The following is a 19171-nucleotide window of genomic DNA, read 5'->3' as shown; positions in this document are numbered from 1 at the left end:
TGGCATTGGTGGTGGTTTTTAACCTAAAAGGTTAGGGTCTTCTAATTTAAACGTAAAAGATCTAAATATGTTGGGGAAAGATTGGTGTAGCTATGAAATAAAATATCCCTGAAACGAATTTAATTGTTTCAGGGATATCTAAATAATATGATTTTACTAGAGAAGCGAGATTTAAATGTTCAGAAGCTTGCGTCTAAATCTCAATTAAACTTTTAATTTAATGCCTAAGGGTTTTGTCCCGAGTTTATTTATTTTTCAAAATATAAATAAACATACATATCCATACTATATTCTGTAGTATTGGTAGAAACTAAGCGCCAACCATTTTTTGCATACTCGTCTAGTTTTTCTTGAATTGCTTTATTTGATGAATTTGCTAAATAATTTCTATCAAAAGTTAATTTAGAACGAAATATCAGGGTTTCAACTTTATATTCTTTCATACTGTTTTCTAGTTAACCATAAATAAAGCGTTAGCGAAAAATAGTTTTCCATTTTCCCAAAAACCTCTAAAAAGCGGATTGTCTACCATGTATATTACTTGTCCGCGACCCATATCTTCTGTTCCAAAAATTAAGGTTTCGGCAATTTTTTTCTTTGCCTCGCTACCTGCGAATCCAGATACAGGTTCATTAGCCCCTTCACTTAAATAAACAGCGCTACCGTTTTCTAAATAATTATAAGAACGGGCTCCTAGTTTAAGGGTGAAATATGTGTCGTCATACCCATATGCTAAAGGGTTTGTATTATCAACCGTTGCTTTAAAAATAGCTCCTGTAATTGCTGATTTAATCTGCTCTCTTTCAGAAATTTCAAAAGATTCAATAGTAGTAGAAGAGTCTTTTGGTATTTCTTTTTCAGATAGTTTAAAATCTTTATCCGAGGCTGTAATACCATCAATTGCACCACCCATAGCAATTAATTTACCACCATGTTTTACCCAATCTTTAATTTTTTCTTTATTGTATTTGCTTAAGAAACTGTTATAACTACGACCGTCAGGTAATATTAAAATATCATATTTGGCAAGTTCAACATGACCAAAGTAATCCTCATCCAATACAGAAATAGGGTAGTTTAATTGTTGTTCAAAAAAGTTCCATATTTCTCCAAAGCGTAGGGTAGAAGTAGGCTTGCCAGAAAGTACTGCAATATTCAAATTCTGAATCACATCAACATAACCTGAACCAAAATCTTTACCGCTTTCTACGAAGCCAGTACTGGTAGAAATTAATTCTTTAGAATGGTTGGCAGATGCAGTAGTCAAAATTTCATTAAAATTCTTCAACTGTTTATTATCACTTTTAGTAATGATCAATGTACCACGTTCATGAGAAATACCATCTAATGTAAATGGTTTGTGTGCATAACGCACACGTACTTTATTACGTAATAATTCAGCCAAAAATTGAGCATCTTTCATGCTATTCCAGTCCGCCAAATAAGCATATTTGTTTGCATCTACATTTTTAAGCTCTGGCTTTTTAGGTGCAGCAGAAGAACCACTATAATTGCTTTCACTCGCGATAGCATCTAATCCGTAAGCATAGGGTAAAGACCATGCAGTAATATCATAAGTAACAGAATCACTTAGTTTAGCCATAGGTTCGAAAAGTACTTTTACCAAAGTACTTTTTGGCTGATTTGATGAAATCACCAAACTTTGGTCGGTACTTTTTAATGATCCTGTTTTGCCAGTTGCATACCTGTAACCTTTAACCGTACTATTGGTACCGGCTTGGTATTTTATTTCATGCTTGTCTAATAAACTTGCTAAAACTTCTAATTTATCTGGGTTACCATTCAATACATAACTTTTGTATTTGAAATTTTTATTCAGGTAAAACTTCTTAAACTCGTCATTTAATTTAGATACATTTTTTGAAGCCACTTCTACGGTAGACAAACCAGTAGTTAGATGATGAGAAATTCTATCTTTTAAGGTAAGCGTATCTCCAATACTGGTAGTAATACCAAGACCACCACGACCTCCGCCCCCTTGTTCATAAGTCATACCAATACCACCATTATAAGTAGGGTAGGTGTCACCATAACTTGGGTATAGTAAGTCGAATACTTCTTTTGTAAAATAAAACCATCCATTCTCATCAAAATACTTAGCATGGTTTTTACCAATAGTTTCTTGAAATTCTCTTTGAAAATCTGTAATTACTTCATGAAAAGGTTCGGCAGCTGGTGCAAAATAATAAGGGTTGTTGACACCTTGCTCATGAAAATCTACATGCACGTGAGGCAACCATTTATTAAACTGCTTTAAACGTTGCTGACTTTCTAATTGTGTAAGCCAAGCCCAATCTCTATTTAAATCAAACATATAGTGGTTACTACGACCGCTCCACCAATTTTCATGGTGCTCTTTGCTATTTGGGTCAACTTGATTTGGTGAGTTTTTAAATTGGTTGTACCAGTTTACATAACGATCTCTACCATCTGGGTTAATACAAGGGTCGATTAATACGACTGTGTTTTCTAGATAACTACTTTTGCTAGTAAATAGATCATAAATGGTTTGCATAGAGGCTTCGGTACTAACACTTTCATTACCATGAACATTGTAGCTAAGCCATACAATAGCTTTGTCTGGTGCGCCTTCGCCATTTAAGGCTTTCATATGCTCTTCTCTTATATTATCAAGATTTTGCATATTTTCTTTTGTAGAAATGGTTGCCAATATTAGCGGTCTGCGTTCATTGGTTTTACCATATTCAATAAGCGTCATGCGTTGCGGTTCAGCCTCTGCTAAATATTGATAGTAATCAACAACTTCATGGTGTCTTGTAAATTGTGTGCCTAAGTCATAACCTAAAAATTCTGATGGAGATTTTAGTTGAGCTAAACTTAAAAGTGGAATAAAAAGTAATGCGTAGCGTAAAATTAGTTTCATATAGTTATTTGTGTTGAGAGTCAGTCAAATCTATTAAAATAAATGCAAAATGTAGTTGATTTAGCTTGTATTTTGACGAGTAATCGGGTATTTAATACTAGCGGTAATTAACTTATATTTAGGAAATGTAAAACGAAAGGGTTTTATATTTACCAAGTATTTACTTTTTATATGGATATTGATTGTTTGCCCTTAGAAAAAACGGGCTATTTTTCGAAATTAATTTGCGATTACGTCGCTACTGACACCAAATTAAAACCATTATACAATCGGTTTCCCGATGTTGACGGATTTAAAGGACAAATTGAAGAGAAAGGGAGGTATTTTACCCAAGCTCAACGGAATGTGCTGTATTCTTCAATGCAGAATCAATATAAAAGCACAGATACTTCTAAAGGTACAGCGGCTAATATTGAACTTTTAAAAGAAAAACACACGTTTACTATAGTTACGGGGCATCAGTTAAATCTTTTTACTGGTCCGTTGTATTTTTTATACAAGATTATATCTACCATCAATTTAACGAAGCAGTTAAAGAAAGAGTTTCCAAATAGTAATTTTGTGCCTATATATTGGATGGCTACAGAAGATCACGATTTTGACGAAATCAATTATTTTAATTTCAAGGGATTAAAATTTCAATGGAATAAAGAAGCGTCTGGTGCCGTTGGGCATTTGCCTACCGAAGGATTGGAAGAAGTTTTTACACTATATTCAAAAACCATTGGCGATAGTAACAATGCTAAGAAGCTAAAAGAGTTGTTTGAAAACGCATATCTAAAACATGATAACTTAACAGATGCAACCCGGTTTTTGGCAAACGAAATTTTTAAGGACTACGGATTAGTTATCGTAGACGGTGATGATATCGACTTAAAAAAGACCCTAGTGCCGTACATAAAGAAAGATATTTTTGAGCAAACTGCGTTCGAGAAAGTTTTAGAAACCATCAAAGAAATTGAAAATATTTCATCTGATTATCCGGTACAAGTAAATCCGCGTGAAATCAATTATTTCTATTTGAAAGACGGTATTCGCGAAAGAATTATAGAAAGTAAAGAGAAGTATTTAATAAATGAAACAACTATTTCTTTCACTAAAGAAGAGTTGATAGAAGAGATGAATGCTCACCCAGAGCGGTTTTCGCCTAATGTAATTGCAAGACCATTATATCAAGAAGTAATATTACCAAACTTATGCTACATAGGCGGAGGCGGAGAAATTGCGTATTGGTTAGAATTAAAGGCAGCTTTTGAAGCTATGAATGTTCCTTTTCCTATTCTATTAGTTAGAAATTCAGCTTTGATCATTACCGAGAAACAAGCCGAAAAGCTAGAGCGAATGAATATTTCTAAGTCAGATATATTTTTAAAGCAGAATAGCCTTATCAATAAAAAGATTCGAGAAATTTCTAATATCGATATCGATTTTTCTCCACAAAAGAAATTGCTAGAAGAGCAGTTTAAAGATTTGTACGTACTAACAGAAAAGACCGACAAATCTTTTCTAGGTGCTGTAAAAGCACAAGAAGTAAAGCAGAAAAAAGGCTTAGATGCTTTAGAAAAGAGATTGTTGCAAGCGCAGAAAAGAAAATTGAAAGATCACGTAGTTCGAATGACAGAGCTGCAGAATGAAATTTTTCCAAACCAGTCACTTCAAGAACGTCAGTTAAATTTTTCTGAGTTTTATTTAGCGTATGGCGAAGACTTAGTGCCTATGTTATTTGAAGCTTTAAATCCATTAGATTTAAGTTTTACGGTTATTACCCAAAAATAAATTATGGGCAAGTACAAATCTCTAAATATGATAACCATACTTGCTTTTTTATCATTTTTAGCCATAACCTTCATTACATTTTTTAAAAGTGCCTTAGAGCTAGAAGACGCTGAACAGGCATATTACTCGCAATGGTTTCGTTGGGGTTATGATGATCAACCACCACTTTATACATGGTTGCAGTATGGTTTCAATACCATATTTGGTGTAGGTAAAATATCATTTTCCATTCTTAGGGGGATTTTGTTTGCCGGCACATTACTTATGTTGTATCGATATTCTAAGCTAAGAATTAAAGATTTTGATACATCTAAATTGGCAATTTTGGCATTGGTTTTCATACCTGTATATATCGACTTTACGTTCCGAAGGCTTTCACATACCAGTCTATTGTGTTTAAGTGTAGTAGCGTCTTACTATTGTATACAGTTATTGATGCAACGAAAATCGATTTTAAATTATCTATTACTCGGTTTTGTCGTGGGTGTAGGTTTATTATCTAAATACAATTATGCATTTTTTCTGGTAACCTTCGCCTTAGGTTCTTTATGGGATAAAGATTTGAGAGCTATAGTATTTAACCCGAAAATGCTGTTCACTATTTTGTTTTCTTGTTTGTTAGTAGCGCCACATGCCTATTGGTTATTGGGTCCTGACGGATTTCAAACTTTTTTAGCTTCTAGTATTGAAGAGAAAATTGGAATAGAAGAAGTTGAATCGGGATTTTCATTTATGCCGATTCTAATTTATGTAAAAGGATTATTTGCGCTATCATTCCCTTTGCTATTGGTAATTGGTATCGGGTACTTCTCAAAATTGATAACTTTAAATAAGCAAAATTTAAACTGGTTTTCAAAAATGTTCTTGGCGCAGTTACTGGTGTTGGGCTTGTTTTTTCTTGTTTTTCAAAGTCAGAAAGTAGAAACAAGATGGTTATTACCACTTTTTATTCCTTTTATAGTATTGTTAATAGAGACAATAAGTTTTAAGAATAGTACGAAATTAGTTTCATTTGGATTCAGGATTTTTATAGCTGTAATTTTTATACAAACAGTAAGAACACCAGTAGAAAAAATATTGAATATACCTTCATCTGTTCATTTTGGTTTTGAGCCTATTGCCAATAAGTTAAGCAAGAATTATGATGAATATCAATGGGTGCTTCCTAATGTAACCTATGCAGGTAATGTGCGATTGTTACATCCTGATCGAACAATAATTTCTGCAGATGATTATTCCTTGAAAACTTTAGAATTCAAACATAAAAAGGAAGTTGAAATAACGATTAACCCACCCGAAGTAAAACAGACCACACCTGTAGATAGTCTAATTGTTTTTGGAAAGGATATGGAAAATCTTTATTTCTATATCAATTAAGGAACAAGAAATTCCCCATTCCATTTATCATTGGTTTTTACAAAAACGGCTCTAATATGATTAGGTCGCTTAAGTTTTAAATATTCAATCTTTTTAGGTCTAATATCAATGATGCTGAAATAGTTTTCATCTTCAATATATTCAACATTATCTGGGTTTTTAATAGTGCTTCCTGGCGTCGTTTGGGTAATGTAGTCTTTTCTGCTGTTAGGCTGGATAGTTTTCCAAGTCGTATTTAATCTTTCTGTGTCCGTTACCATTTGGGCAGTACCTTCAACTTTTAACTGTAGCATTTTTTCAGGATGATATAATAAAAAACTAACCTGATTATTATCATTTATATGTTTTATTTTCTGTGTGCGGCTATCAGTATATATAGTTAGGCGTAAATCTTCGGTAATCTCACGTAACACTACAGTACGCAAACGAGCGATAGTTTCATTGCCGACTGTTGCCATGGTAATGAATCTGAACGGATGCCCTTTTTCATTTACTCCGTTGTGTATTTCAGTACTTAATTCTTTAAAAAATGAATTGATCATACAGCTAATTTATCTAAAGGTAAAAATAAATGAATTTTATAGTAGGGTAAATGATGAGCTGGTTGTTATATAAGTAATAGCTGTGAAAAAGAATTGATTAGGTTCAATTTTTAAGCTTTGGTTTGAATTTGGTTTTTGATTTATGTGAAAGCTCGGGGTGGTTCCTGAGCTTTCTTTTTTTTATAAAAAAATTGTAAGGTGAAAAGATAAGTAACGACCTAGTGTTTGAATACATATTGTTATGAAAAAGATTTTTTAAGTATTCGATTTGATAATTGGTTGATTGAAAAGCCCGGGGTGATTACCGGGCTTTTATATTTAATATATTCTTTACCAGATCAGTAAATGACATTGATCAAAGTAACACTATTACTTCACCTTGTATTCTAGGCGCATGGTAATAGATGCTGTTTTATTTTTAGATGAGGTGTTGTACGCACCGCCCCAGCTATAATCTTCACCAGAATTTTGCCCTGTAATTTGAAAAACACCCATATTGGCAGAAACCAAATCACCTAAATTACTACCTGCATTTTCAGCTATTTTTTTAGCACGTATTCTAGCATCTTCGGTAGCTTTCGAAATCATTTCAATTTTAAGGTCGGCTAATTTGGTGTAGTAATATCTTGGTGGCGATGAGTTGAATTGTACTCCTTTATTTAATAACTCGGTAATTTCTCTTGATACACCTTCTATCAATGCAACGTTTTCAGATTCTATTTTTAGAGTTTGAATTAATTGATATCCTCTAAAAATACTACCAACATAATTTCCATTTTCATATTGGTTATCTCGCATTTCGGTAGTTTGTACACTATTAAAAATTATACTGTTCGCATCAATACCTTTTGAGGTTAAATATTGGCGAACAACTTCTTTGTCGCGGTTTAATTGATCAAAAGCTGTTTTTAATACGGTACTGTTTGTAGAAAATTGACCTTCCCAAACAATAAGGTCAGAGGTGAAATTTTCATTGCCTAGACCGGTTACGGATATCATTTGTGGCGGGTTCGCCCTTTGTATATATGCGTTGCCTAAAAAATATGCAGCGATAACAATTGCAGCTCCAAAAATTAATGCACTAACGTGTTTCATGAAAAATATTTAAAATAGAGTTTAAATATAACAAAAGATCCTTTTCAAGAACCGCCAATTTGCTATTTTTGCCCATGCAAAATAAAGTCCTGATACTAGATTTTGGTTCACAATACACCCAATTGATTGGAAGACGCGTACGTGAGCTGAATATTTTCTCCGAAATTAAACCTTATAATAAACTACCAAAAGACCTTTCTGAGTATAAAGCGGTGATTCTTTCTGGATCTCCTTTATCGGTTAGGGGCGAAGATGCCGTTCACCCGGATCTGTCTGAAATACGCGGTAAAAAACCATTATTGGGCGTTTGTTATGGCGCTCAGTATTTGGCGCATTTTCATGGTGGTAGTGTAGAAAAATCTAATACAAGAGAGTATGGTCGTGCCAATCTTAGCTTTATTAAGGAAAACGAACCATTTTTTGATAAAGTTGATACAGGTAGTCAAGTATGGATGAGCCATGCAGATACAATCAAGCACTTGCCAGAGAATACAACCTTATTGGCAAGTACACATGATGTGGAAAATGCCGCTTTTAAGTTTGAAGGGGAAGAGACCTATGCAATTCAGTTTCATCCAGAAGTATATCATTCTAAGGATGGAAAACAGGTTTTGGAGAACTTCTTGGTTAACATTGCCGGAATGGAACAAACTTGGACTCCCGATGCTTTTGTTGATAAAACGGTAGCAGAGTTAAAAGAAAAAATTGGTGATGAAAAGGTGATTTTAGGATTATCTGGCGGAGTAGATTCTACCGTAGCAGCAGTTTTGTTACATAAAGCAATAGGTAAAAACCTTCATTGTATATTCGTAAACAACGGTCTTTTAAGAAAGAACGAGTTTGGTGATGTATTGAAGCAATACGAAGGTATGGGCTTAAATGTAAAGGGTGTAGACGCTTCGGCACGTTTTTTGGATGATTTGGCTGGTGAGAGCGATCCCGAAACCAAAAGAAAAACTATTGGTCGTGTATTTATAGAAGTTTTTGATGATGAATCGCATTTGGTTGAAAATGCAAAATGGTTGGCGCAGGGTACAATTTATCCAGATGTTATCGAATCTGTATCAGCAACAGGTGGTCCGTCACAAACCATAAAGAGTCACCATAATGTAGGTGGTTTGCCAGATTATATGAAATTGAAAGTGGTAGAGCCGCTGAAGATGTTATTTAAAGATGAGGTAAGAAGAGTAGGAGCTAGCTTGGGTATCGACAAGGCATTGTTGGGTAGACATCCTTTTCCTGGTCCTGGTTTGGCAATTCGTATTCTTGGAGATATCACTCCTGAGAAAGTAGCTATTTTACAAGAAGTAGATGCAATTTTTATAGACGGATTAAAAAAATGGGATCTTTATGATAAAGTATGGCAAGCAGGTGCTATGTTATTACCTGTAAATAGTGTTGGTGTAATGGGTGATGAGCGTACGTATGAAAAATGTGTAGCGCTTAGAGCAGTAGAAAGTACAGATGGTATGACAGCCGATTGGGTGAATTTGCCATATGAGTTTCTACAAAAAACATCAAATGATATAATTAATAAAGTCCCTGGGGTGAATCGTGTCGTATATGATATAAGTTCAAAGCCACCAGCAACAATAGAATGGGAATAGTATGAAATACATGTTTAATCAAATTTACTTAATTGGGTCATTTTGTTTATTAGTGTCTTGCACGGCAATGGCACAAAAATTCAATACCCATCAAGTAAGATCAGGAGAAACTTTAGAAAGCATTTCTAAAATGTACGGAGTTTCACCTGCAAGTATATTACAGTATAATAAGGAAATTAAGGAAGGTCAGAAACTGAGGTCGAATACGATATTGGTAGTGCCTGGTAAAAAGATAGTTGAGCAAACAAGTGCGCCGACTTCTAATACACCCACTTCTAGTACGGTAACAACAAAAGTAAGCAATAGAGTAGTTCAAGATTCGGTAAAGGCAAGAGAGCCTATTGGTTATACCGAGCACCGTGTCAAGAAAAAGGAAACAATTTTTGGCATTACTCAGATGTATAATATTACTGAAGATGAGCTAAAAAAATACAATCCGAAGTTGTATGCCTCACCACTTCAGAAGAAGATGGATTTGCGTATTCCGAAGTATCGTGCTCCTAAAGTTGAAGAAGTAGTTGGTAATCAAGATGATTTAGAAAAGTACATTGTTGCGGCAAAAGAAACAAGGTGGAGTATAGCTCATAAATATGGTATTACCATTGAAAGAATGCTAGAACTAAACCCAGGGTTATCTACAGCTAATAATTATTTATCTGAAGGATATGAATTGTTGATGCCTAAAATTGCAGGTAGCACAGTTAAAAATCAGGTAACACAATTATATACTTCGTATACGGTACCTGCCAAAATGAATTTCTATCGTTTAGAAAAAGAATTTGGTGTAAAGTCAGACGAGATTGTTCGCTTAAATCCTGAAATTACAGAACGTGGCGGATTAAAAGAAGGTATGGTTATTCGTATTCCTGAACAGAAAATTGAAACAGGAGAAATAAATACAGATAACTATATTTTTTATGAGGTTAAACCAAAGCAAAATGAGTTTCGATTAACTAGAAAATTCGGAATGACTTGGGCAGAATTGGTTGCTTTGAATCCTGATTTGAAAGACGGACTAAAAGCAGGTATGGTTTTAAAACTACCAAAAGATAAAGTTGGTGATTTTGAGGTGAGAAATGCTCTAGTTCTAGATAAAGTAAATTTATTAGATAGTATAAATGTTGGTGTTACGCCAAAAATATTGTTCTTATTACCATTTAGGTTGGATAAGGTTAATTTAGAAAATAAGGAGAGTTCAGAAAAAACTATTAATGCGCGAAGAGATATGACCGTTAGCTTAGGTCTGTATTCGGGTGCTTTGGTAGCTATTGACTCGATGAAATCATTGGGAGTATCAATTGATATAAAGACTTTTGATAATCAATTAGATTTAGCGAAAACAAAGCAGATTCTGCAAGCGGAACAGTTAGGTAATTATAGTGCTGTTTTCGGGCCTTTAGATGCGCCATCCCTTAAAGAAACCGCTGTGCAAGCATCTAAATTTAATGTACCAGTGTTGGCGCCGGTAAATGCTAAGAGCGATATTAGTTTAGATAACGTTTTCTTCTCTTATACAGAAGAAGAAGTATTGTGGAAACATATGTTAGATTATGTAGAAGCCAGCCATAAAGATGAGACACTTCTGATTATCGCAGACGAGGATAATAAAAAGGAGAAAGAGGCTATTATAAAACGATTTCCAACGGCGAAAGTAGTTGTAGTAAAGGAAGAAGAGAAGAATATAGGTATTAATAGAGATAAATTACAAACACTACTTTCAGATGAAGTTTCGAATTGGGTATTTGTAGAATCTGATAATTATAAGTTGATTGCCAGTGTGGTATCTATTTTGAATTCATTCAATAATACAGCTTTTGATCCTGTATTAGGTAAAGACAAGGTTAATGTTCGCATGTTTACAACAGATATGAATTCTGCTTTTGAAAATGACGTTATTTCAAATACGCATTTATCGAATTTGAAGTTTACGTATCCTTCGGTAAATCGTCCAGTGAAAAACAATTCATTTGTTGAACGTTACAGAAAACGTTTTGGTGATGATCCAGATAAATATGCTGTTAGAGGTTTCGATCTTACTTATGACCTCTTGTTGAAATTAGCTTACAATAACAGTTTAATTGATGTGTCTAGATTTATCGGTGAAACTCAATACAACGGTAATAAATTCAATTACCAGAGAAAAGGTGTTGCAGGGTATTATAATCAATCTTCGTACATTATGATGATGGATGATTTAAGAATTAAAACAATAGAGTAAATGACATCAAAAGTAACCTACAACGGAGATTTAAGAACTAAATGTGTTCATTTAAAATCGAATGATTCTTTCGTTACAGATGCACCGGTAGATAATAATGGTTTAGGTCAGGCATTTTCACCGACAGATACTGTTGCTACAGGTTTGGCTAGTTGTATGTTAACAATGATGGGTATTAAGGCAAACGGGTTAGAAGTAGACTTAAAAGGTACTACGGCATCTGTTACCAAGCACATGGCTGCTTCACCTAGAAGAATATCTAAAATAGAAGTAGAAGTTCATTTGCCAAAAGATATTTCAGATAAGAATAGAAAGATTTTAGTGCATACGGCAAATACTTGCCCTGTGCACTATAGTTTACATCCAGATATAGAGAAAGTAATCACTTTTAATTGGGACTTATAAAAAAGGCACATTTAATATTATTTCTATTTGCACTACTGACCATTTCTAATGTTCAGAGTCAAGAAGTAGTGTCTTGGGAACCTAATTTTAGATTTACTTGGAGTGATTTTAAAGGTGCTGCTCCCATAACTTCAAGAGCAGCGGCAACTACGGCAAGTGGTATTACGTATCGCTTTTCCACTTTTTACGAGAATAACGAATTACAGGTAGATTATAAGGTATTCGCCTATTTCTATCCGACGAAGTCGTGGTACAAACCTAAGCTATGTAATGATGATACCTTGTTACATGAGCAATTACATTTTGATATTACCGAGCTCTATGCACGAAAATTGCGAAAGCAATTGGCAGGGACAAAATTTACTAAGAATGTAAAAGAAGAGATTCGTAATATCTATAAAGCTACCATTCGCCAACTGAACGATTTTCAAAATAAGTACGATTCAGAAACCAATTACTCAAGAAATTTGCCCGTTCAAGAAAGATGGGTTAAAGAAATTGAACATGTTTTAAAACAATAAGACTTAAAATTTTTCGGTAATAAAAAAGCACTTCTCTAAGAAGTGCTTTTTTATTGATTCGAGTATTTAGACTGCACTCAAATTGATGTTTTAGAATTAAGAAAAGTTCTTGTTAAAATTACACATCACAAATAGTAACGCCTTGTTTTAGTGCAGCAATTTTATCATCCCAGCTGGGTACGAATTCTTGCGCTACGTGTCCCGTATATCCGGTTTTTAGAATAGCCTTCATAACTGCAGGGTAGAAAATTTCTTGAGTTTCATCTATCTCGTGCCTACCTGGGTTTCCGCCAGTATGGTAGTGTCCGTAATACTGGTGGTAATCTTCAATATTTCTAATGATATCACCTTCCATAATTTGCATGTGATAAATATCATAAAGCAATTTAAAATGTTCAGAACCTATTGCTTGGCAAAGAGATACGCCCCATTCAGAGGTGTCGCACATATAATCTTTATGATTTACCTTACTATTAAGAAGTTCCATCTGTAAAACTACGCCGTGCTTTTCAGCCAAAGGCATAAGTTTTTTTAAACCTAAGGCGCAATTTCGTAATCCGACTAAATCGTTCATTCCGTTTCTATTTCCGCTAAAACAGATTAAGTTAGTATAACCTGCTTCTGCCACTAATGGTATTACGCGCTCGTAATCGGCAATTAACTCTTCGTGTAAAGAAATATCATTAAAACCTTTTTCTATACCCATACCTGCACCCCAGCACATAGAAGCGTGAATATTGTATTTCTTAAGAAGTGGAAATTCATCTGGTCCTACTAAATCAATTGATCTAATATCTAATTCTACTAAATTTTTAAGAAAATCTTCAAAAGGGATGCTTCCATAGCACCAATAACAAACACTATGGTTAATATTGTACTTTAATTTAGCATCAGTTTCAAGGTTTTTATCGCTTGCCGTTGCTGCTGAAGTAGTTAAGAATCCGACAGAGGCAGCCGCTGAGGTTTCAATAAAATTTCTTCTTTTCATGTTGTTTGATTTGTTGAATTCTTAAAGATAATTTTTTTACATTTAAAAATGGAAATTAATCCAGATAAGGGGAAGTTAATAGAATTGGCGCATTACCGAATGCCATTTGGTAAGTATAAGGGTAAGTATCTAATCGATTTACCAGAGCCATATTTGGTATGGTTTAATCAAAAAGGATTTCCTGATGGTAAATTGGGAGATTTATTGCGTTCTATGTTAGAAATCAAAACAAACGGCTTAGAATCGATAATTCGAAAAATACAAAAACATTTTCCTAAAGAAACCCGTTAAGTTCTAACCTCAATTTGTAACTTTGTGTCCCGTAACATAGAATTCGATACATGGCACAAACCAAATACATCTTCGTTACGGGAGGCGTTACTTCATCACTAGGAAAAGGCATCATTGCTGCATCTTTGGCGAAATTACTGCAATCTCGCGGCTACAAAACAACCATTCAGAAACTGGATCCTTACATTAATGTTGATCCAGGAACCTTAAACCCTTACGAGCATGGCGAATGTTATGTAACTGATGACGGTGCAGAAACAGATCTCGATTTAGGTCATTACGAGCGTTTTTTAAATGTTCGTACCTCTCAGGCCAACAATGTTACTACGGGTAGAATTTACCAAAGCGTTATAGAAAAAGAACGTAGAGGAGAATTTTTAGGTAAGACCGTACAAGTTGTTCCTCACATTACAAACGAAATAAAAGAGCGTGTTCAGGTTTTAGGTAAAAGCGGTGAATATGATATCGTTATTACTGAAATTGGTGGTACTGTAGGTGATATTGAATCGTTACCATATATAGAAGCGGTTCGTCAACTTCTTTGGGAACTTGGTGATAACAATGCTATTGTTATTCATTTAACCCTAGTGCCTTATTTGTCTGCTGCAGGTGAATTAAAGACTAAACCTACACAACATTCTGTAAAAACATTGATGGAAAGCGGTATAAAAGCCGATATATTGGTATGTAGAACAGAGCATGAGATTTCTAACGATATAAAAGATAAACTAGCCCTTTTCTGTAACGTAAAGCGCGAAGCGGTTATACAAAGTATTGATGCATCTACTATTTACGATGTGCCATTATTAATGCAAGAAGAAGGTTTGGATACGGTAACCTTGCAGAAATTGGCATTGCCAAATAATGTAGCACCAGACTTAGGTCGTTGGAACGAGTTTTTGGAAAGACATAAGAACCCAAAAAATGAAGTAACTATTGGCTTAGTAGGTAAATATGTAGAATTACAAGATTCTTATAAATCTATTTTAGAGTCATTTATACATGCCGGTGCTGCGAATGAAGTGAAGGTAAATGTAAAGTCTGTTCATTCAGAATATATTACAGCTGCCAACTACGAAAGTAAATTAAAAGAATTGGATGCTATTTTGGTAGCACCAGGTTTTGGTGAACGTGGTATTGAAGGTAAAGTGAAAGCTGTTGAATACGCACGAGTTAATAAAATTCCGTTTTTGGGTATCTGTCTAGGTATGCAAATGGCGGTTATTGAATATTCGCGTGATGTATTAGGACTTACAAATGCAAATTCTACAGAGATGGATGAAAACACACCTGATCCTGTAATTAGCATTATGGAAGAGCAAAAGACCATAACCGATAAAGGTGGTACTATGCGTTTAGGTGCGTGGGACTGTGATTTGAAAGATGGTAGTTTGGTTAAAGAAATGTACAACGGTGCTTCTCAAATATCTGAGCGTCATCGTCATAGGTATGAATTCAACAATGCTTATTTAGAGCAATTAGAGAATGCAGGTCTTATGGCAACAGGTTTCAATAAAGAGACTAATTTGGTTGAGATTGTAGAGGCAAAAGACCATCCTTGGTTTATTGGCGTGCAGTATCACCCAGAGTATAAGAGTACTGTAGCTAATCCGCATCCTTTATTTGTGGGCTTCGTTAAGGCGGCTTTAGAGCATAAAAAGTCACAAACTAATGCCACATTGGCATAAACCCCATATTTGGACATATATTTGCTTTCTTAAAAATTCAAAATATTCCCAATTAATTAGAAATACCACATGGAAGAAAAGAAATTTGATGTACAATCCATAATTGGCTTCGTGCTTATTTTTGGAATACTGATCTTCATGTTTTACCAAAATCAACCAACTCCAGAAGAGTTAGAGGCAGAAAAGGCAAAGCAAGAACAAGTAGAGGCTGCGAAGGCATCAGAAAATTCAGAAACAGAAACTGTTATTAATGATGTACCTCAGTTAGATTTACAAGATTCAACTGCAGTTGCCAATTACCAAGGTAAACTTGGTGCATTTGGTTTTACAAAACCTTCTAATGATATTACTACATTAGAGAATGGTGTTCTTTTATTAAGAATCAGCAATAAAGGTGGACAGATAGTAGAGGCGAAAATGAAACAATTCGTTACTTATGATTCTGTACCAGTGTATTTGGTAAAAGATGGTAATGCCTCTTTTGGTTTAGATTTCTCTACATCTGATAATAGAGTGTTGAATACTCAAGATTTATATTTTGAGCCTACAATGACAGAAGACAATGGTAATAAGGTATTATCATTGAAAGCAAAGATATCTAGTAATCAATATCTTGAATATAGATATGTTATTAAACCGAACGATTATTTGGTAGATTTTACGATCAAGTCAAAAGGTTTGGATAATGTTATTAGCACAAGTAAGCCAGTAACCTTAGATTGGAAATTAAAAGGGATACGCCACTCAAAAAGTATAGAGTACGAGAACAGGTATACGCGTTTAACTTATAATCATGAAGATGGTAAAATAAGTAAGCTTTCTGAAGGAAGTGATGACGAGGAAACTGAAGAAGATATAAAATGGATTTCATACAGACAACATTTTTTTAGTAGTATTCTAGCAGCAGATGAGCCTTTTAAAGGTGGTGATCTTACTTCTGTTAATTTAGTAGAAGAGGAAAGTAGAACTTTTGGTTTTACTAAAGAATATGCATCTGCTTTACCAGTAGAATTGGAAGGTGGAGAAATATCTAAAGATTTACACTGGTATTTTGGTCCTACAGATGTTGATACTTTATCTAAATATGAAGATTTAGGCCTGGTAGATTCTATTCCTTTTGGATGGGGTATTTTCGGTTGGATCAACCGTTATGTGTTTACACCTTTTTACGGATTGATTAGTAGTTATTTTCCTTACGGTATAGCGATTATAATTATGACAATATTAGTTCGTTTGGCAATGTCACCTGTAACGTATAAGTCGTATTTATCTCAAGCTAAAATGAAGGTGTTAAAGCCAGAGATCACAGAGCTAGGGGAGAAGTACAAAGACAATGCGATGAAAAAGCAGCAAGAAACCATGAAACTGTATGGTAAGGCAGGGGTAAGCCCCATGAGTGGTTGTATACCTGCGGTAATACAAATGCCTATTTTCTATGCACTTTTTATGTTTTTCCCAACATCATTTGCGCTACGTCAGAAATCATTTTTATGGGCAGATGACCTTTCTTCTTTTGATACGGTTTATCAATTCCCAGAAGGATTCTCTATTCCTTTCTATGGTGACCACGTTAGTTTGTTTCCAATATTAGCATCTATCGCTATATTCTTTTACATGATGATGACAACAGGTCAGAACATGCCAACACAACCAGGTATGCCGAACATGAAGTTTATCATGTACCTAATGCCTTTCATGATGTTGATCTTCTTCAATAACTATGCGAGTGGATTGAGTTTGTATTACTTTGTTTCTAATACCATTACAATAGGTATCATGTTGGTCATTAAGAATGTTATTCTCGATAATGATAAAATTCATGCCCAGATACAAGAGAACAAGAAGAAACCGAAGAAAGAGAACAAGTTTCAAAAGAAGATGCGTGAGATGATGGAACAAGCAGAAACACAGAAGAAAAAATAATAAAACTTCTTTTACTTATAAAGTATAAACAGAAAAGCCCTTTCAAAATTGAAAGGGCTTTTCTGTTTTTTGTGGATTATCTGTGTATTTTATCGAATAAATTATGTTTTATTTAAAATAATGTTAAAAAATTAAGATATTGATATGATGTTTTGAAAATAAGAAAGTAAGGGTCATTGGTTAATTTTTCAGTTTTAATACAATCCTTCTGATGAAAAATTAAATAAAATCTTTTTATCGACCACGTTCATATATTTCTTATTGTTGAAAGATGCTTATATAATTAAGAACCCCACATCTTATTTATAACATCGAAATCTTTTATGATATGGTATTTAAATCAATAAATACTATACCATGGGGAACTTTACTTTTTTTTCATTTAGAAAAACTTTACTTTTTTTTACTTTTTTACTTTTTACATCTCTTAGTGCTGTGGCGCAATCATTTTGCCCACAAGACCCAGACCCTTTTGATCAACAAGATTTGAGATTAAATTCGGAATACACTCCTGGCCAATGTCCAGCGAATGATATTCAAATTGTTGGGGCATTCCTCGATACTGGCGAAGTATGTAATAGTTGTATATCTGGTGATGAAATAACTGCTAATTTTTCCATTTCCATTAATCACAATACAAATAGTGGCGATAGATTCCTTGGTGTTTTTGCAGATTTAACCGAAACACGACCAGATGGTTCGGTGGCAGTTTGTAAAATTGCTAGGTCATCTGGTCCAGTTCTTAAGAACAGTGAACAGTCAGGTAATCAACAAGTATTGGATTATGGTGAAGTTACCTTTACATGTGGAAGTCAATTAGTTCTTGATAATATTCTTTTAGTTTGGACAGCTGCAAATGGGGAAAGTCCTGTTACACCTCAAAATAATCCGAATGGTAAATACTGTTATGCAAACCCAGTTATTAATATTGTTCCCCCTTTAAATGCAGTAGCTACGGCATCATGTAATTCTAATAATTTAAGCGATGTAGATTTAGTTGTAAGTGGGGGAGCAGCACCTTTATCTTATTCTTGGTCAGGACCTGGTGAATTTAATGCAATGTCCGAAGACTTAGTTGACTTAGATAATGAAACTACTTATAATGTTACCGTCACCGATGCCGAAGGTTGTACAACTTCAACCAGTATAACAACACCTATTTGCTTTATCTGTCCCACATTATCTGATGAATCTCTAGATATAACAACTTGTGAAGATGAACAAGGACAAATATTATCCGTTAATTCAAATGTTGATAATATAGATATTAGGTTCGTATATTTCACCAGTCAACAATCTAATCCTTATGTAGGTGGTACGCAGATAGGAGCAATAGTTTCTCCAACTGGGGGTACAGCTACTTCTACTGAAGGTATTTCTAATTTAGATCCTGGTACATATTATGCTTATGCCATTCTAGATACTAATGATTCGGATTTAACAGATGCTAATTGTAGACCTTCTGCAACAATTGTAATAAATATAACAGAATCAGTTAGCCCAACATTCGATGCGATAGCAGCGATATGTGAGGGCGAAGTATTGGCGGCACTTCCTACTACTTCCACTAATGGGATAGAAGGAACATGGTCACCTGCACTTGATAATACACAGACCACGGAATACACCTTTACACCGGTGGATGGCGAGTGTGCCGAAACGACTAGCTTGACCATTGAGGTCGGGGATAAAGTAGTTCCGACCTTCGACCCTGTCGCTGCAATATGTGAGGGCGAAACATTAGCCGCACTTCCAACGACTTCCACTAATGGGATAGAAGGAACATGGTCACCGGCACTTGATAATACGCAGACCACGGAATACACCTTTACACC

General features: G+C 34.6%; 14 protein-coding genes and 1 pseudogene. 10 read left to right on the top strand and 5 right to left on the bottom strand.

All coding sequences use genetic code 11. The features are described 5' to 3' along the window. Positions 1-248: 248 nt before the first annotated feature. Together Q4500_RS16755 and Q4500_RS16750 are read right to left on the bottom strand one after the other, a co-directional pair. Entirely contained in the window at positions 249-443 is a 195-nt protein-coding gene (locus Q4500_RS16755; protein ID WP_303600741.1) for a DUF4177 domain-containing protein, read from the bottom strand. Positions 444-451: 8 nt separating this feature from the next. After that, entirely contained in the window at positions 452-2905 is a 2454-nt protein-coding gene (locus Q4500_RS16750; protein WP_303600740.1) for a M14 metallopeptidase family protein, read from the bottom strand. 171 nt (positions 2906-3076) lie between these two features. On the opposite strand from Q4500_RS16750, the gene bshC reads away from it, so the two are divergent. Together bshC and Q4500_RS16740 are read left to right on the top strand one after the other, a co-directional pair. Beyond that, a complete protein-coding gene (gene bshC / locus Q4500_RS16745) occupies positions 3077-4681 on the top strand; it encodes a bacillithiol biosynthesis cysteine-adding enzyme BshC (protein WP_303600739.1) in 1605 nt (534 codons plus the stop codon). Positions 4682-4684: 3 nt separating this feature from the next. After that, positions 4685-6058 carry a glycosyltransferase family 39 protein gene (locus Q4500_RS16740; protein ID WP_303600738.1) on the top strand — a complete coding sequence of 458 codons (1374 nt, stop codon included), beginning with the start codon at positions 4685-4687 and terminating at the stop codon, positions 6056-6058. On the opposite strand, the gene Q4500_RS16735 is transcribed toward Q4500_RS16740, so the two are convergent. Both Q4500_RS16735 and Q4500_RS16730 read right to left on the bottom strand, forming a co-directional pair. Further along, complete coding sequence (locus tag Q4500_RS16735; protein ID WP_303600737.1) at positions 6055-6600, bottom strand: pyridoxamine 5'-phosphate oxidase family protein; 546 nt, start codon at positions 6598-6600, stop codon at positions 6055-6057. The genes Q4500_RS16740 and Q4500_RS16735 overlap by 4 nt on opposite strands. A 369-nt stretch (positions 6601-6969) precedes the next feature. Continuing rightward, positions 6970-7695, bottom strand: coding sequence for an SIMPL domain-containing protein (locus Q4500_RS16730; protein WP_303600736.1), 726 nt, complete (start codon positions 7693-7695; stop codon positions 6970-6972). Between the two features lie 74 nt (positions 7696-7769). Between Q4500_RS16730 and guaA the strand changes: the two genes are divergently transcribed. The 4 genes from guaA (at position 7770) to Q4500_RS16710 (ending at position 12446) form a co-directional block, all read left to right on the top strand. Next, positions 7770-9302, top strand: coding sequence for a glutamine-hydrolyzing GMP synthase (guaA, locus tag Q4500_RS16725; protein ID WP_303600735.1), 1533 nt, complete (start codon positions 7770-7772; stop codon positions 9300-9302). 67 nt (positions 9303-9369) lie between these two features. Beyond that, positions 9370-11520 carry a LysM peptidoglycan-binding domain-containing protein gene (locus Q4500_RS16720; protein ID WP_303600734.1) on the top strand — a complete coding sequence of 717 codons (2151 nt, stop codon included), beginning with the start codon at positions 9370-9372 and terminating at the stop codon, positions 11518-11520. Continuing rightward, a complete protein-coding gene (locus Q4500_RS16715; RefSeq protein ID WP_303600733.1) occupies positions 11521-11925 on the top strand; it encodes an OsmC family protein in 405 nt (134 codons plus the stop codon). Beyond that, complete coding sequence (locus Q4500_RS16710; RefSeq protein ID WP_303600732.1) at positions 11913-12446, top strand: DUF922 domain-containing protein; 534 nt, start codon at positions 11913-11915, stop codon at positions 12444-12446. The genes Q4500_RS16715 and Q4500_RS16710 overlap by 13 nt, the downstream gene beginning before the upstream one ends. Positions 12447-12564: 118 nt before the next feature. On the opposite strand, the gene Q4500_RS16705 is transcribed toward Q4500_RS16710, so the two are convergent. Then, positions 12565-13434, bottom strand: a complete 870-nt coding sequence (locus Q4500_RS16705; protein WP_303600731.1) for a hydroxypyruvate isomerase family protein — start codon at positions 13432-13434, stop codon at positions 12565-12567. 48 nt (positions 13435-13482) lie between these two features. Here Q4500_RS16705 and Q4500_RS16700 point away from each other — a divergent pair, with 48 nt between their 5' ends. The 4 genes and pseudogenes from Q4500_RS16700 to Q4500_RS16685 all read left to right on the top strand — a co-directional run. Beyond that, positions 13483-13725, top strand: coding sequence for a DUF3820 family protein (locus Q4500_RS16700; protein WP_303600730.1), 243 nt, complete (start codon positions 13483-13485; stop codon positions 13723-13725). 50 nt (positions 13726-13775) lie between these two features. Then, a complete protein-coding gene (locus Q4500_RS16695) occupies positions 13776-15413 on the top strand; it encodes a CTP synthase (protein WP_303600729.1) in 1638 nt (545 codons plus the stop codon). A gap of 69 nt (positions 15414-15482) precedes the next feature. Beyond that, the gene (gene yidC / locus Q4500_RS16690; protein WP_303600728.1) at positions 15483-17336 is read left to right on the top strand and encodes a membrane protein insertase YidC; all 1854 of its coding nucleotides are present in this window, start codon (positions 15483-15485) and stop codon (positions 17334-17336) included. A 435-nt stretch (positions 17337-17771) separates the two neighbouring features. Further along, a pseudogene (locus Q4500_RS16685) lies at positions 17772-19171 on the top strand (hypothetical protein); the annotation flags it as partial.

The organism is Maribacter sp. 1_MG-2023 (genome assembly GCF_030547005.1).
Taxonomy (GTDB): domain Bacteria; phylum Bacteroidota; class Bacteroidia; order Flavobacteriales; family Flavobacteriaceae; genus Maribacter.
Note: the sequence above shows the minus strand (reverse complement) of the source record. Positions and strands in the feature narration are given on the sequence as shown.